The organism is Undibacterium sp. Ji83W (assembly GCF_049340385.1).
In the GTDB taxonomy this organism is placed as follows: domain Bacteria; phylum Pseudomonadota; class Gammaproteobacteria; order Burkholderiales; family Burkholderiaceae_D; genus Undibacterium.
Window position 1 is genome coordinate 154167 of sequence record NZ_JBMPOZ010000003.1, and the last position, 14981, is coordinate 169147.

The following is a 14981-nucleotide window of genomic DNA, read 5'->3' on the forward strand; positions in this document are numbered from 1 at the left end:
TGCCGGATGTCGGGTGCCCGCTTTGCTTCGTGTCAAGATAGTGCTTCAACCATCCGGGCGGCCACGCAGGTTTTCATACGAGACCATGACGTGTTCGCGATAGACTGGGCGATCTTTCAGGCGGGCATACCAGGCTTCCACATTGGGTATGGCCGGACGATCAATATCAAGTGTGAAATAACGATACAAAGTAGCACCGATGGAAATATCAGCCAGGCTGATCGCATCGCCCAGCAGGAAGTCGCGATTTTCCAGGATACGGTTTAACAGTGCAAAATGAGCGGTGCAACGTGCCAGCTTTTCATTGATCACCTTCCAGTTTCTCTGATCCTCGGGGACGCGTACCATGCCCCAGAACACGCCTATCATCAGGTCTTGCTCCAGCACGGTTTGTGACCAGTCCATCCAGCGATCAGAAAGCGAACGCTGATAGGCATCATCAGTCCAGAATGGCGCAAGCCTGGTATGCGCCGCCAGGAAACGCAAGATAGCGTGCGACTCCCAGACGATCTTGTCGCCAACTGCGATTGTGGGTATGCGGCCATGCGGATTCATGGCCAGGAATTCAGGCGTATCACGCCCGCCAAACTCACCGCCTGTGGGAATGCGTCTATGCTCTATCGCCAGTTCGCCAATCAGCCACATGACCTTTTGTACATTGAAGGAATCACGTCGCCCCCAGATAGTCAGCGTGTCCGGCTCCATACCAGATTGCCTTTCAAGTTGCGGCAGGATGGCGTCCCGCTTCATGCACGCCTCCGCACATCTGTCGCCACCAGACGGTCCAAGCCAGCTTCAAGATCAGCGATCAGGTCCGCCACGCTCTCCAGCCCTATGTGGAAACGTATGCACGGGCCAGCCGCCTGCCATCGCGTTGCAGTGCGAATTGCACTGACATCAAATGGCAGGGCCAGGCTTTCGAATCCGCCCCAGGAATAGCCGAGTCCGAACAGACTGAGCCCATCAAGAAAAGCCTCTACTGCTTCTTGTGAAAAATCCTGTAATTCAACTGAAAAAAGCCCGGAAGAGCCCTTGAAATAACGCTGCCAGTTGACATGACCAGGGCAGTCATCAAATGCAGGATGCAATACACGGCGCACTTCAGGGCGGGATTTCAGCCAGCCAGCAATGACGAGTGCATTCTCCTGGTGCGTCCGCATACGCATTCCCAAAGTACGCAAACCGCGCAGTGCCAGGTAAATGTCATCCGGACCGACACACAGGCCAAGATCGCCGTGCAAAGCCTTGAGCGCTGGCCAGGCAGCAGCTGAAGCGGATACCGTACCGAGCATTGCATCAGAATGCCCCACCAGGTACTTGGTCCCTGCCTGTATGGACAGGTCGACACCGTGTGCATGCGGCTGGAAAAACAAGGGGCTTGCCCAGGTATTGTCTGCCAACACCATCATTCCATGCTGGTGCGCCACATCCGCAATCGCCCTGACATCCTGCACTTCAAAAGTGTGTGAACTCGGCGCCTCGACATACACCGCCCTGGTATTGCTCTTGATCAGCAAGGCAATGTCTGCACCTGCCATGGGATCATAGTATGTGACTTCCACACCAAAGCGCGCGCTTAATACGGTTTCACACGCATGACGAACCGGTCCGAAGACACCGTCGCTCACCAAAAGATGATCGCCAGTTTTCAGACATGAGAGCAAGGCTGTCGTACAGGCAGAAAGCCCGGATGGGCAGAGCACCGCACCAGCACCGCCTTCAAGGCCGCAAATGGCTTGCTCCAGCGCTGCACTGGTTGGCGTACCGCGTCTTGCATAGATATACGGCTGGGTGCGACCCAGCAGTTCTTTCACCGTTGAGCTGAGAACAGTAGACCCGTGATAGACAGGTGTATTAACAAAGCCGTTAAATAATTCCGGACTGCGCCCCAGCGTTACAAGTTGCGTATCGATGCCGAAACCTTCGACGGGGTGCAGTGCCTGTGCCTCGAACTTGCTCATCATGCTTCATTCCGGATAGTGTATTTGTGATTATTGAAGGGAAACTATATGGTGCAGACATTTTTCTTTACCCCAAAAAAAAGCGTGGATAAAGCTATTGGTAAATGCAATTTATCTGCCGTCTTGCAGCGCGACAAGGCTACTACCGAGTTGACTGCTTGAGAACTAATAGAGTTGATAGCAAAGGGAAATTGCGCTGGTTTCAGCGCTGCAGAACTAACACGAATGATAGTTCTATTTTGATGGCGGCTAACCTTATCATCTGCGCTGATCATGGCAAGAGGACGGTCCATCCGTACTGCGCCGTGCATGGATTGCAGCAATTGTCATCACAACGGGGAATAGGAAGATGCAACTAGATTGGACAGAAGAACAGAAAGCATTGCGTGCACGCTATCAACATCTGGGGGAGCAATTCAACGCTCGCCGTGGCAATTCGCTGGATCAATTTGATGAAGCCGGATGGAAAACACTTTGCAGCGAAGGCATGTGGAAATTGGTAATTCCGGAATCTTACGGCGGATCGGGCGCCGACTGGTGGGCATTTACTGCCGCGCTGGAAGGACTGTCTACCACAATACGCGCCCCAGCCTTGCTGCTTTCCATCATTGCCCAGGCAGGGATGGTGCGTGCCCTCAACCTGTATGGTAGCGAAGCACAGAAAGACCGCTACTTTGCCGCCATCCAGCGCGGTGACCTGAGTGCCACTGCAATCGCCGAACCAACCACTGGCACGGATGTCAGAAGCATAGAAACCACCATCAGGAGTCACGGTGACGACTATGAACTCAACGGCCAGAAATTCAATATCGCACATGCCCCCATCGCAGATTTTATTTTGGTGGTGACACGCATAGCCGATCTGGAAAAGAAAAATACAACACTGGTTTTATTGGATCGCGGTCAGCAAGGCGTGACTTACGGCCAGCCAGACAATAAACTGGGAATGAGAGATCTGCCGACTGGCAGCCTGGGCTTTGACTCCGTAAAGATAAAATCCAGTCAAATCCTCGGCGTACCAGGCGAAGGTCTACACGATCTGATCGATATCATCTCACTTGGTCGTCTGTATTACGGACTGGTTGCCGCCAACGTGATTACCCCTTTCCTGACTGATGCTCTTGCCTACAGCCGTAGCCGACGCAGCTTCAAGTCGCCTATCGATACCAATCAATATGTACAGAAACGCCTGATAGACATCAGAATAGGTATGGAGCGCAGCAAATGGCTGGCTTATGCGGCGCTGAGCCAGTTGCTCAATGGCCACCCCGATGCACTGATGACCTGCTCCATGGCAAAGCTTGTCGCTTCAGAGGACTTGATCAATAGCGCACTCAGCCTGATCAAGTTACACGGCAGCGTCGGCTACCACGAAGGGGATATCACCGCCTTGGCGCGCGACGCGCTTGGCTTTTCCAGCGTAGGCGGCACAGAAGAAATGCATAGGAAAAATATTTTCAATCAAATGTCACGCCAGTCTGCCTAGAAACTGGGGTGATCAAAAAACCGCTGCGCAGCAGTGGATATGATTCCTGATAATGCCGTCCGGCCAATGCCGGGAATTTGAAGGAATATGTCTTAACCAACCGGAGATACACATGTCGAAAAGGCGCTTCCCTCTCAATATCGAGATCAAATATCGTGACACGGATTCCATGGGCCATGTCAGCAGCCCTGTTTACTATGAATACATGCAGCATGCCTATGTGAAGTATATGCATACATTGCTGGAGCTTCCCTACACTGAAAAAGTGCCGCAGATTATGGTGAAAAGCTCTTGTGAATACCTGGTTCCCGCCAAACTGGGCGAACAACTGGTCGTGGAAACCAGCGTGACAAAATTCGGTGGCAAGAGCTTTGAGATCGAATATGAGATTTACCGTGATGACAACGCCAAGACCTTGATGGCAAAGGGCGCATCCACCCATGTTTCCTTCGATCATGGCACAGGAAGAACCACCACTGTTCCTGATTATTTCAAGTCCAGTGTAGAAGCTTACCAGCACACACTCTGAGTACAGAAACAGGTGGGGGTTATCCGCGTGATCCCGCGCCTGCAGGTATTACAACAGACACGTTCAATTTATCAATAGCGAGCAGACAAATGAAATCAGCAGACAGGCTTCCTCCACAACTTCGTCGTTCCTGGTTGTTTCTTGCAGGTGCAGATCAGCAGGCACTGTCGGACGGTTGCCGCAGCGGCGCAGACGTACTGGTACAGGAACTGGAAACTTTTACTCCGCCTGAAAGGCGTCCCCAGGCTTACCGCATCTGTGCCGGTGTCATGGCAGAATGGCGCGCAGCCGGAATTACTACGTCCATACGCGTCAATCCACTGGAGAAAGGTGGCGTGGATGACCTGCAAGCCGTGATGAAGGCCAAACCAGAGATCATTCAGATGTCCCTGGTCGCAACACCACAGCAAGTAATAGCTCTGGATGAAATTGTCACACGCCTGGAAAAGGAATACGGCATAGAACCAGGATCTACCGAACTGGTGCCGAATATAGAAACGACACTGGGATTGATCAATACCATGGCAATTGCCAAAGCCAGTCCACGTGTGACCGCCGTGCTGGTTGCTACCGAAGACATGGTCGCTGATATAGGCTCTCAGCGCACCCGCGCCGGCAGGGAGCTTGATTATGTACGTTCGCGTTTCATCGTCGAATGCGCAGCCGTAGGTGTCTCGGCAATTGATTGCCCCTATAGCTATGTCGACAACGAAGGGGCCGCACTCGATATGCAGATAACCCGCGATCTCGGTTACAAGGCCAAGGCCATCGTCAATGCACAGTTCGTCGACGTGGTAAATCGCACACTGACCCCTACTCACGCTGAAGTCGTGCTGGCAAACAAGATCGTCAAGACCTTTGATGAAGCCCGCGTGGCAGCCGGTGAAAGAAGGATCCCCGGCGCCATAGTCGATGGCTTCCTTGTTGAAGTTCCAGACTACCTGGCGGCACGTCGTCTGCTTGCCAGAGCAGGCCAGTTCGGTATTTCATGATTCAAATTTAATGCAAGGCAATTACCATGGAAAATGTGCATCAAACCCTGAAATCTATCAAGACACTGACAGGAAAACTGAGCAATTTTAATACCGAAGATGCTCCTGCCACGCCGCATTCCCTATTTTTGGAATGGATGCAAGCAGCCATCGATGAACAGATTGCAGAACCGAATGTCATGACACTGTCGACTGTCGACAGCGATGGGCTGCCTGACGCCCGTTCTGTCGTACTGTTAAATGTCAACGAACAAGGCTGGCATTTTGCCACAAACTCGGACAGCCCCAAGGGCCGGCAAATGATCAAGTCGCCCCATGCAGCAATGACCTGGTATTGGCCGGCAACAGGGCAACAGATCCGCTTGCGCGGCAAGATAGGCAAACTTGACCATGCAGCTGGTGCCAGCGATTTCATGACACGTCCTGAAAAATCCAGGGCTTCCATACTGGCTGCAAAACAAAGCCAGGTCATGGAAAACCCGGGTGACCTGGACGTTGCCGTAGCCCACCAGCTTGCTCGCATGGCGAATGATCCTGGCCTTGTTTCACCGAGCTGGTCCATTTATGCATTGTCACCCGATGTTGTTGAATTCTGGCAATCCAGTGAGCAACGCCGCTTCACACGTCTGCGTTATCAGAAAACAGGCGTGAACTGGCAACAGAACATATTATGGCCATGAGGTAGTCTGTTACGGTTGTAAACCAGTCTGACAATGAAATGTAATGCCCGGCTCACAAGGCCGGGCATTTTTTTTTGTCATAACCTGTCTGTGCTTTGAGCTATGATTCTCTCTGCAATTTCTCTCGTGACCAAACGCGGAAAAAAACCGGTGGACCCGCAACATTCAAACCTGCGCACCTGCCACGCCTGCTTCAACATTACCGCCCACCAGTTCTCAGACACTGCTTTTTTTTATCAAGCCGGGAACAACTTTTCAGAACCTGCCAATGAAGATTGAATAGATGCTGTACTTTGCGCACGCATCTCCTCTTCATATTTTGCAATCGCTTCAAGCATGGGTAATTTTCCAGACTGCACATCTGCCAGCCTATCCGCCAGAACTGCTGCATCATACAAGGTTGTATTACCACCCAAGCCACCAATAAGGCTCATCAGATGGACAGCATCACCAAGCGCGGTGACTCTACTGCTAACCCAGGGTTCTTGCAGCCTGGCGCTGCGCATTGGAGCAATAGCGAGGGCGTTCATATCAACATTTGAGAACAAGGCCTTGAGGGAAGGATTCCAGGTCTCCACCACATTGGCGACATGACGGCTGATGTCTTCGACACTCAACGTGATATTCTCACTGTCACTCAAGCCAAAAGTCTTGCGTTTGCCCAGTATCGCCCAGTAAATGTAGTCATCAACAGGATTGACCACATAGTCCTGATCAAGTGTTGCCGCCAATGCTGCAGGTGACTCCTTGAAATGGACATTTTCAGCAACGGCAACCAGGTCGTCATCCATGATCACGGAGGTGCCGCTCTGCAGTACTTTCGCAATAGACTCTTTAGTTCGACCAACAGGATAGGTTTTCCCATATATACAGACGATGCCGGTATCATAAGTCTGCAGCTCAGGGAATCTTTGCTTGCGGACAGTGGAATTTGCCCCATCGGCTGCAATCAGGACATCTGAGACGACAGTGCTGCCGTCAGAGAAATGAGCAACTACCTTGCCATCATCTCTTTCTTCATACTGAACAAAGACTTTATCGAAATGCACATGAAGATTGAGGCCACATAACAAAACCTCCCTCATGGTGAGGCGATTGGCAGCCAGGTCTTCTTTTATCTGCTGATCTCTTTCTTCTGCGGGAGGTGTCCAGGACTCTATCCATTCGTCAGCCGTGCTTTCCAGTTTTGAATTCAGGCGATGCATACCCTGAAACTGCTCACCACAGGTATTTTCAAACAGTTTGTAATGGCTTTCTGAGAGACATTGCGACAGCGCTTCCTGCCCGGTATGATCTATCCTCAACCGGAAACTCTGGCTTCTTGTATACGATGTTGTATCTTTTTCATACACATCAAAACGTACACCTCTCTTTTTCAAGCCCTGGGCCAGACTGAGTCCCCCCAGCCCGGCCCCTATGATTGCCACATGGATGTCTGTCAAATTCATTATTCCCTCTATCAAGTTTGGCTATGTCTATATTGACTCTATTATTGGTTTACTACATGGCTACTTCTTCAAGATTGCTGCTACATGGTTACTACCGCGCAGCTACTACTTATGCTTACTCCCAGACACCACCAACTGCCTTGTACAGGTTGATTGATGCAGCCAGATAAGCACGTTTGGTTGCTATCAGGCTGGCCTGGGTCTGCAACAAGTCACGCTGAGCATTCAACACTTCCAGGTAACTGCTATATCCATTCGAATAACGGACTTCTGCCAGGCGCAGGCTGTCTTTCAACGCCAGCCGCCGACGCTCGCTCGACGCAGCTACGTCCTGTTCTGCCGACAGATTGACGAGTACATCGTGTACGTCCCGAAATGCTCCTTGCACACTTTGCACATAAAGCGCGACAGCCTGTTTTTCCTTTGCTTTCGCACCGGAGACCACGGCATCGATGGCGCCGCCGCGAAAAATAGGTTGCGCCAGGTTCCCGGCCAGGCTCCAGAACAGGGAAGCGGGCTTGAATAAATCCTGCAATACACTGGATTCATAACCAAGGCCGCTGGTCAGTTTTACCTGAGGGAAATACAGGCTCCTTGCCTGGTTCAGGTCGGCATGCGCGGCAATCAGGGCTTGTTCGGAAGCGATGATGTCAGGTCGACGATTCAACAGGTCAGATGGCAAATCACCTGGCAACACCGTATGCTGATAAATTTCGTCAATTTTTTTTCCGCGCACGATAACCGGTCTGGCGATTGCCGCAGGAGATCGTCCCAATAAAATTGCCAACGCTGATTCTGAAATCGCCTGGGCTTGCCGGGCCTGGCTAAGTATGGCTTCGGCAGCGGACACCTCGGAGTCAGCCACATGCAAATCCAGTTCACCGATGGAGCCGGCTGAAAAACGCTTGTGCTGCAAACGCAGATTCTCCTGCCTGGTTGCAAGCGTCGCCTTGGCCAGTTCAACCTGATCATCGTTGGCCAACATCGTGAAATAAGCCTGTACAACACCTGCGTATAAAGTGTTCATCACAATATTTCTGCCGGCTTCCTGCACCAGGAATCTGCTTCTTGCCGCCTGGTTGGCGTAAGCCAGCTTGCCCCAAAAATCGATTTCATAGGAGGAGCTCAATCCAAGCTGTATATCTGTACCGAACTGATTTGCACCGGCACTGCTTTTCCCGGTATTGCGGCTGGCACGTGATCTGGTCGCCCCGGCGATGGCATCGACTGCAGGGAAGCTGGCAGCAAGCGCTGCCGCTTCATTGGCCCGGGCTTCTTCTACACGCCCTGCCGCAACCGCCAGATCCTGATTGTTGGCGTATGCTTCCTTGAGCAACGACTCCAGCACCGGCTCATCGTAAGATCGCCACCAGTGCTGCCAGTCCACCGGCCCAATCTTTCCCTGCGTCGTCAGTCCTTTCGGCGTCTCCATGGCGGGCGCCTGGTAAGGCGTACCAACCGAAGTGCAGGCAGACAGTATGAGGCTGGTGACAAGGGTGCACAGTGCGCCGTTATACTTTAAGGCAGGCATCGGCTATTCCTTTACTGTCAAAGATTGGGGATAGGGCAGCACAGGACCTGTATTGCTTGCTGTCGCTGCAGATCGCGAACCTGTTTTCAAACGCCACTCTTGAATCAGCTTGAAGAACAAGGGCACAAAGAAGATCGCCAGGAAAGTTGCTGCCAGCATGCCGCCCAGCACACCCGTACCGAGGGATTGACGCGCCGCTGCACCGGCTCCATGTGAGAAAGCGAGCGGTGTTACACCGAGTATGAACGCCATGGATGTCATCAGGATAGGACGGAAGCGCAGGCGTGCGGCCTCCAGCGCAGCAGCAACAGGGGTATATCCCTCATGAACCTTGATCACCGCAAATTCGACAATCAGGATGGCGTTCTTTGCGGAAAGGCCCAATAAGGTTACCAGGCCAATCTGGAAGTAGACGTCATTGTTGAACCCTCTGAAATACACAGCCAGCAAGGCGCCGAATATCCCGAACGGCATCACCAGCAACACAGACAAAGGCAACGACCATTTCTCGTACTGTGCTGCAAGGATCATGAAAATCATCAGCACGCCAGCCCCCAGGGCCAGGCTGCCGGCATTCGCGCTGCGCTTTTCCTGGAAGGATGCACCGCCCCAGTCATAGCTGGTGTCAGCCGGCAGGATTTTTGCAGCCACACGTTCCATGGCGGTGAGGGCCTGGCCTGAACTGTAACCTGGTTTGGCGGCGCCCAATATCTTGATCGCCGGCAGCGCATTGAAATGCAGTACGGAATCAGGACCGGCTTCATAACTGATGCGCGTAAAGGCGCGCACCGGTATCATCAACCCCTTCGCTGAGCGCACGTACATGCTTCCTATATCTTCCGGCTTGGCGCGATATTGTCCTTCAGCCTGCAGCAGGACATTGTAGGTACGGCCATTTTTATTGAAGTCGTTGACGTAATAACTGCCCAGTGTCGCAGCCAGTGTGTTATAGACCTCCGACAGCGTGACCCCCATCGCCCTGGCTTTGTCATTATCGACATCGACAAATACCTGTGGCGACCTGGCCTGGAACAGGCTCTTGACACCAGCCAGTTCGGGCTGCTTGTTGGCTTCTGCAATAAAGGCTGGCAATATTTCTGCCAGGCGTCTGACACCACCCTCGCCGCGGTTTTGCATATAGAATTCAAAGCCGCCAATCTGCCCCAGACCCTGAATTGCCGGTGGATTGAAAAACAAGGGCATACCCTCCTTGACAGGCTTGGTTTTCTTCAAGTTTTCCAATACCAGTTGCTGCGCGGACTGGTCACGCTTGTCCCATGGCTTAAGCGGTACGAACATGGTGGCTGCCGAGGACTTGATGGCGCCGCCGCCAAGAAAATCCAGGCCAACCATGGTCAGTGTCGTGTCTACATTTTTATTGGCAGTAACTATGCTTTCAACCTGTTTCATCATCGCATTGGTGCGTTCAAGAGAGGCGCCTTCGGGCAGCATCGCAGCACTGATGAAAAACCCCTGGTCTTCATCGGGAACCAGGCCTCTGGGTACCGCATTCCACAGATAGACAGTCACACCGACCATGCTGGCAAACAGCGCGAGTCCCAGAACCGAGCGCTTGATCAGGAAATTAACGCCACTGGTATAACGTGTTGTGAAACGCGCAAATGCTGCGTTGAACCAGACGAAGAAACGATGCGGTTGCTGCGCTGAAGGCTTGAGCAGGATGGCGCATAGTGCCGGGGTCAGTGTCAATGCAACAAAGCCGGACAATATCACTGCAATAGAAATCGTCACCGAGAACTGGCGGTACAGTTCGCCCGCGAGTCCACCAAGAAACGCCACCGGTGCAAACGCCGCAACCAGCACCAGCACGATGGCGACAACTGGCCCGGTCACCTCATGCATGGCTTCGAGTGCTGCATCTTTCGGCGACATGCCATGTTCATTGATCAGCCTTTCGACATTTTCAAGAACCACGATCGCATCGTCAACAACAATACCGATTGCCAGCACCATGCCGAACAAAGTCAGGGTATTGATGCCATATCCCAGTAAATGCAGGGCCGCCAGTGTACCGATCAGGGAAACCGGTACCGCCAGGGTCGGGATGATGGTTGCACGCCAACTCTGTAAAAACAGGTAGACGACAATAAATACCAGCACCATCGCCTCACCCAGGGTCTTGATCACTTCTGTAATCGATTCCGTGACAAACGGGGTGGTGTCATAAGGTGTGCTGTAGGTCATGCCTTCAGGGAATTTTGCCTTCAATTCCTGCAAGGTTTTTTCTATGGCCTTGCGGGTTTCCAGCGCATTGGCGCCACTTTCGAGGAACATGCGAATATTGGCAGAAGGGTGCCCGTTCACACGTCCATAGACATTGTAGTCTTGCGATCCCAGCTCGACGCGCGCAATGTCCTTGATCCTGATGCTTGCCCCCTCATCCGAGCTTTTGACGATGATGTTGGAAAACTGTTCCGGCTCCAGCATGCGACCCTTGGCCGTCACCGTCATCGTCAATTCTTCGGTATTGTTGGGAGGCGCCCCCACCTTGCCCGCCGCATACAGCGAACTCTGTTCATTGATGGCATTGGAAATATCTGCCACCGTCACGCCGAGCTGTGCCATGCGGTCTGGTCGCAGCCAGATACGCATCGCATAATCGCGTGCGCCCAGAATATGGACATTGTTGGTCCCTGGTGTGCGTTTTAAGGCATCAAGCATGTTGCGGGTCACGTAGTTTGACAGGTACAACGCGTCATAGCGATCGTCCGGTGAATACACAGCCGCAACCACCAGGAAGTTTGATGAGCTCTTACTGACCACTACCCCCTGGCGTCGTACTTCTGCCGGAAGTTTTGCTTCAGCCTGGCGGACCCGGTTATTCACATTGACTGCCGCCACATCGAGCGGGGTACCGACTTCAAAAGTGACATTGATGGAAACCCGTCCGTCTGAAGAGGAAGTCGAATCCATATACAGCATTTTTTCCACACCATTGATCTGATCTTCAATGGGCGAGGCAACGGTGCGCTCAAGAACCTCTGCGGAGGCGCCCGGATAATTGGCAACCACGTTGACCACCGGTGGAGAAACATCCGGGTAGCGCGATATGGGCAGGGCCTTGAGCGCGAGCAGCCCTGCCAGCACTATCGCCAGCGACAACACCGTCACGAAGATAGGACGGTCGATAAAGAATTTGGAGAACATTGGATTATCCCGTTATGGAAGAGTTGGCATGAATCTGGCAAGGACGTATCATTAACGTGCTGCTCCCGCAGCCGGTGCGGCCAGCGATGGCGCTGACGAAGATGTCTTTGCTATCGATGTCGCCTCTACCGGATTGACCGCCATGCCTGGCTTTGCCTTGAACAGGCCGTCGACAACGATACGGTCGCCTTCCTGCAAGCCTTTGGTAACTATCCATGTACCGTTTTTCAGGCCATCGAGCTCCACCGGGCGCGGCACCAGCTTATTCTCCGGGCCGACCGTCAGCACCATCTTGCCTTTAGGTGCATCAAGTACAGCACGCTGCGGAATGGCAATGGCATTATTGAGACTGGCGCCACTGAGCATGACCCGGACAAATTGCCCCGGACGCAAATTGCCATTGGGATTGGCCACTTGTGCACGGGCGTCAAAACCGCCAGTGGCCGGATTGATGCGTTCGCTGGAGAAATTCATTTTTCCACTGACTGGATAAATGCTGCCGTCCGCAAGTTTGATGCTGACGCTAAAACCCAGACTGCCGTTGGCAGCACGTTTGCCGTCAAGACTGAGTGCGCCGCTGTTCAAATCCTTGTTCAATTTCAGGAAATCGGATTCCGGCACGCTGAATCTGATGTACATGGGGTCAGTCTGTACTATCGTCGTCAGCAGGCTGTCTGTCTGTGTGATCAGGCTGCCATTTGACTTGATAGCCACACCGGTAACACCACCAATAGGCGCCATTACCTTGGTATAGCCAAGGTTCAGTCTTGCTTCATTCACTTGTGCACGTGACTGCTTGGTGCCGGCCTCGGCCGTTTCTAGTGTGGACCTGGCATCATCAAACTCTTTCTGGCTGATGGCTTTTTCCGCCGCCAGAGGGGTCAGGCGTTCCAGTTCGCGTCTGGCCTGATTCAATTTCGCTTCAGCGACTGCCGCGTTTGCCTCGACCGAAGCCAATTGTGTCTGGTAAGCACCAGGATCAATCTGGAACAATGCCTGTCCTGCCTTGACGTTTACACCTTCTTCGTACAGACGATTCTGCAGGATGCCGGAAATGCGGGCCCGCACCTCAGTTTCGCGTGAACCGGCGGTCTGGCCCACATATTCAAAATCAGCCGGCAGGGTCTTTGCATGTATGGTCATGCTGCTCACCTCGGGCGGCGGTTCATGTTCTGCTGCAACAGCAGTTCCCTGATGCTTGCTGCAAGCGGACATGCCCAGCATGGGTAGGGTCAGCAAGACCAGTGTACGGAATAGTCGAAATAACTGCGCATTTTCAACATGCGGCATATGATATGCCCTGGCGACAGGGTGTAATTGTATGGATTCCATGATGCATTTACTTTCTAACAAAAACAGTTTGTCAGCACTGGTCATGGCGGACGCAGAGTGCTCTGGAATGGAATTTTTTAACTGATGGCTCGGAGGGTACATGTCGTCCTCCCTTGCGGTTTCCACGGTTCTTGATCTGCAGCAAAGATGAGCAAATCAGAAGGACGTGCGACAGCCGCCAGGCAAGGATGGTGTGAACGACACATCCATCCCTGTCGTGCTGAGCAGCCGTCAATTGGCCGGCAGACGCCGGTATCTGATCAGGCTGCTTATTTTTTATTTTTTATTTATTATTTTTATGGACCTGCTTAACTCTTTTCCAAAGGACGCAAGGTCAGTGAAGTCAAACCAGCGATTGCACTCAATATTGCTGTCGCCAGAAAAGCAGCGTGATAACCCTGTAACTGAGCCAGCAGCGGCATGTCCAGATGTACGGAATCACGGGTAATGGTATGCGCCAACGTCGACAGGCAAGCAATACCAAGTGCAGCGCCCAGCTGGCGCGAAGTATTGAACAGGCCGGACGCCAGACCTGCCTGTTTTGGCGGCACACCTGCCAGCGCAGTGTGGGCAGAAGTCATCAACATCAGACCCAGACCCAGGCCGACCAGCAATGTAGGGCCAAGTACGTCAATAACGTAATCTGGCGTTGCAGGTACCCTGGTCAGCCAGATCAGGCCGGCCGCACTGATCAAACCGCCAAAAAACGGCAAGCGACGCAAACCACTGTCCATCAGCGGACGCGAAACTATTGCTGCAATGGCCAGTGTGATACCCATGGGCAGCAACGACAGGCCGGTTTCCAGTGCGCTATAACCGGCGACCTGCTGGAGCACAATGGAAAGGAAGAACGTGGAAGCCGTCAGCGAAGCACCCAGGCCCAGTACAACAATATTCCCCATGCGTACGCTATGCAGAGAGAAGATACTGAGCGGTATCAATGGCTGCTCGGTCTTGGCTTGTATGGTAAAAAAACTGACCAGCAATAGCGCCGCTGCGCACAATGCAGCCAGCACGATGCTTGAATTCCAGCCCAAATTCGCGCTTTGGGAAATACCGAGTATCAACGCTCCCATGCCCAGGGTAATCGTTACTGCGCCCCATACATCGAGTTTTGGGCGAGTGGTACCTGGCTTGACTGGCGCCATGCATGTGGCGACACCAAGAATCAACGCAAAACCAATGGGAACATTGACAAACATCACCCAACGCCACCCGGCAGAGGTAGTCAGCCAGCCACCGATCACGACACCGAGCGCGGAGGCAATCGAGCTTGATGCTGCCCACATGGATATGGCGGTTGCCTTCGCCGAACCGGTAGGATAAACGGCGACAATCACAGCTAGCGTGGACGTAGCCAGGGCCGATGCGCCAAACCCTTGAATCGCACGCGAAACCAGTAGCATGGTGCCATTTTCAGCAAAACCACCTGCCAGGCTTGCCAGGGTAAAAATCAGCAGGCCCGATTGCAGTATAACTTTACGGCCAAACAAATCACTCGCGCGTGCGGCCAGCAGCATGAAGCCGCCCAGGCTCAACAGATAAGCGTCAACCACCCATTGCAATTGCAGTTTGGACAGATACAAATCGGTTTGCATGGCAGGCAGGGCAACGTTGACGATGGCACCATCCATCACTACCATAAAAGAAGAAACGCAAGCGATGACCACCGCCACCCATAAGGGAATATGCGGATGAATCAGTGAGGGAACCGACATGGCCGGCACAGAAGGAGAAGCACTCATGATGAGCTCCTGAATATTTAGTTGACGAAATTTGAGAGGTAATATTTGCTTTAACACATGGCACAGTATTGGACAGTTCATGTAAAAACTGATAACGTTGTTTAGACAA

At 52.7% G+C, this 14981-nt stretch carries 12 protein-coding genes; 4 read left to right on the forward strand and 8 right to left on the reverse strand.

Translation table 11 applies throughout. The features are described 5' to 3' along the window. Positions 1-45 precede the first annotated feature (45 nt). Genes ACO0LD_RS07430 through ACO0LD_RS07440 form a run of 3 tightly spaced genes read right to left on the reverse strand, consistent with a single transcriptional unit; the run spans position 46 to position 2254 of the window. Positions 46-750 carry a glutathione S-transferase family protein gene (locus ACO0LD_RS07430; protein WP_423005265.1) on the reverse strand — a complete coding sequence of 235 codons (705 nt, stop codon included), beginning with the start codon at positions 748-750 and terminating at the stop codon, positions 46-48. After that, positions 747-1964 carry a cystathionine beta-lyase gene (gene metC, locus ACO0LD_RS07435; protein ID WP_423005267.1) on the reverse strand — a complete coding sequence of 406 codons (1218 nt, stop codon included), beginning with the start codon at positions 1962-1964 and terminating at the stop codon, positions 747-749. The genes ACO0LD_RS07430 and metC overlap by 4 nt, the downstream gene beginning before the upstream one ends. 41 nt (positions 1965-2005) lie before the next feature. Further along, positions 2006-2254, reverse strand: a complete 249-nt coding sequence (locus tag ACO0LD_RS07440) for a hypothetical protein (protein WP_423005269.1) — start codon at positions 2252-2254, stop codon at positions 2006-2008. Positions 2255-2310: 56 nt separating this feature from the next. Between ACO0LD_RS07440 and ACO0LD_RS07445 the strand changes: the two genes are divergently transcribed. From ACO0LD_RS07445 to ACO0LD_RS07460, 4 genes are all read left to right on the forward strand, one after another. Then, positions 2311-3447: an acyl-CoA dehydrogenase family protein gene (locus ACO0LD_RS07445; RefSeq protein ID WP_423005271.1), complete on the forward strand. Its 1137-nt coding sequence runs from the start codon at positions 2311-2313 to the stop codon at positions 3445-3447. Between the two features lie 112 nt (positions 3448-3559). Next, positions 3560-3976, forward strand: a complete 417-nt coding sequence (locus tag ACO0LD_RS07450; protein ID WP_423005273.1) for an acyl-CoA thioesterase — start codon at positions 3560-3562, stop codon at positions 3974-3976. An 89-nt stretch (positions 3977-4065) separates the two neighbouring features. Then, positions 4066-4968 (forward strand): HpcH/HpaI aldolase/citrate lyase family protein, encoded by a 903-nt coding sequence (locus ACO0LD_RS07455; protein ID WP_423005275.1) that lies wholly within the window; start codon positions 4066-4068, stop codon positions 4966-4968. Positions 4969-4994: 26 nt separating this feature from the next. Beyond that, on the forward strand, positions 4995-5648 hold the full coding sequence (locus ACO0LD_RS07460; protein WP_423005277.1) for a pyridoxine/pyridoxamine 5'-phosphate oxidase: 654 nt from the start codon (positions 4995-4997) through the stop codon (positions 5646-5648). Positions 5649-5884: 236 nt separating this feature from the next. On the opposite strand, the gene ACO0LD_RS07465 is transcribed toward ACO0LD_RS07460, so the two are convergent. The 5 genes from ACO0LD_RS07465 to ACO0LD_RS07485 all read right to left on the reverse strand — a co-directional run bounded on the left by ACO0LD_RS07465 (position 5885) and on the right by ACO0LD_RS07485 (position 14872). Then, on the reverse strand, positions 5885-7096 hold the full coding sequence (locus ACO0LD_RS07465) for an FAD-dependent oxidoreductase (protein ID WP_423005279.1): 1212 nt from the start codon (positions 7094-7096) through the stop codon (positions 5885-5887). 115 nt (positions 7097-7211) lie between these two features. Then, positions 7212-8627, reverse strand: a complete 1416-nt coding sequence (locus ACO0LD_RS07470; RefSeq protein ID WP_423005281.1) for an efflux transporter outer membrane subunit — start codon at positions 8625-8627, stop codon at positions 7212-7214. A 3-nt stretch (positions 8628-8630) separates the two neighbouring features. After that, on the reverse strand, positions 8631-11795 hold the full coding sequence (locus tag ACO0LD_RS07475) for an efflux RND transporter permease subunit (protein ID WP_423005283.1): 3165 nt from the start codon (positions 11793-11795) through the stop codon (positions 8631-8633). 51 nt (positions 11796-11846) lie between these two features. After that, a complete protein-coding gene (locus tag ACO0LD_RS07480; protein ID WP_423005285.1) occupies positions 11847-13127 on the reverse strand; it encodes an efflux RND transporter periplasmic adaptor subunit in 1281 nt (426 codons plus the stop codon). Positions 13128-13435: 308 nt separating this feature from the next. Then, positions 13436-14872: an MFS transporter gene (locus ACO0LD_RS07485; protein WP_423005287.1), complete on the reverse strand. Its 1437-nt coding sequence runs from the start codon at positions 14870-14872 to the stop codon at positions 13436-13438. Positions 14873-14981: the final 109 nt, after the last annotated feature.

Coding starts and splice junctions, on each gene's coding strand:
- ACO0LD_RS07430 (WP_423005265.1), bottom strand. CDS start 750: ATGAAGCGGGACGCCATCCTGCCGCAACTTGAAAGGCAATCTGGTATG.
- metC (WP_423005267.1), bottom strand. CDS start 1,964: ATGATGAGCAAGTTCGAGGCACAGGCACTGCACCCCGTCGAAGGTTTC.
- ACO0LD_RS07440 (WP_423005269.1), bottom strand. CDS start 2,254: ATGGACCGTCCTCTTGCCATGATCAGCGCAGATGATAAGGTTAGCCGC.
- ACO0LD_RS07445 (WP_423005271.1), top strand. CDS start 2,311: ATGCAACTAGATTGGACAGAAGAACAGAAAGCATTGCGTGCACGCTAT.
- ACO0LD_RS07450 (WP_423005273.1), top strand. CDS start 3,560: ATGTCGAAAAGGCGCTTCCCTCTCAATATCGAGATCAAATATCGTGAC.
- ACO0LD_RS07455 (WP_423005275.1), top strand. CDS start 4,066: ATGAAATCAGCAGACAGGCTTCCTCCACAACTTCGTCGTTCCTGGTTG.
- ACO0LD_RS07460 (WP_423005277.1), top strand. CDS start 4,995: ATGGAAAATGTGCATCAAACCCTGAAATCTATCAAGACACTGACAGGA.
- ACO0LD_RS07465 (WP_423005279.1), bottom strand. CDS start 7,096: ATGAATTTGACAGACATCCATGTGGCAATCATAGGGGCCGGGCTGGGG.
- ACO0LD_RS07470 (WP_423005281.1), bottom strand. CDS start 8,627: ATGCCTGCCTTAAAGTATAACGGCGCACTGTGCACCCTTGTCACCAGC.
- ACO0LD_RS07475 (WP_423005283.1), bottom strand. CDS start 11,795: ATGTTCTCCAAATTCTTTATCGACCGTCCTATCTTCGTGACGGTGTTG.
- ACO0LD_RS07480 (WP_423005285.1), bottom strand. CDS start 13,127: ATGGAATCCATACAATTACACCCTGTCGCCAGGGCATATCATATGCCG.
- ACO0LD_RS07485 (WP_423005287.1), bottom strand. CDS start 14,872: ATGAGTGCTTCTCCTTCTGTGCCGGCCATGTCGGTTCCCTCACTGATT.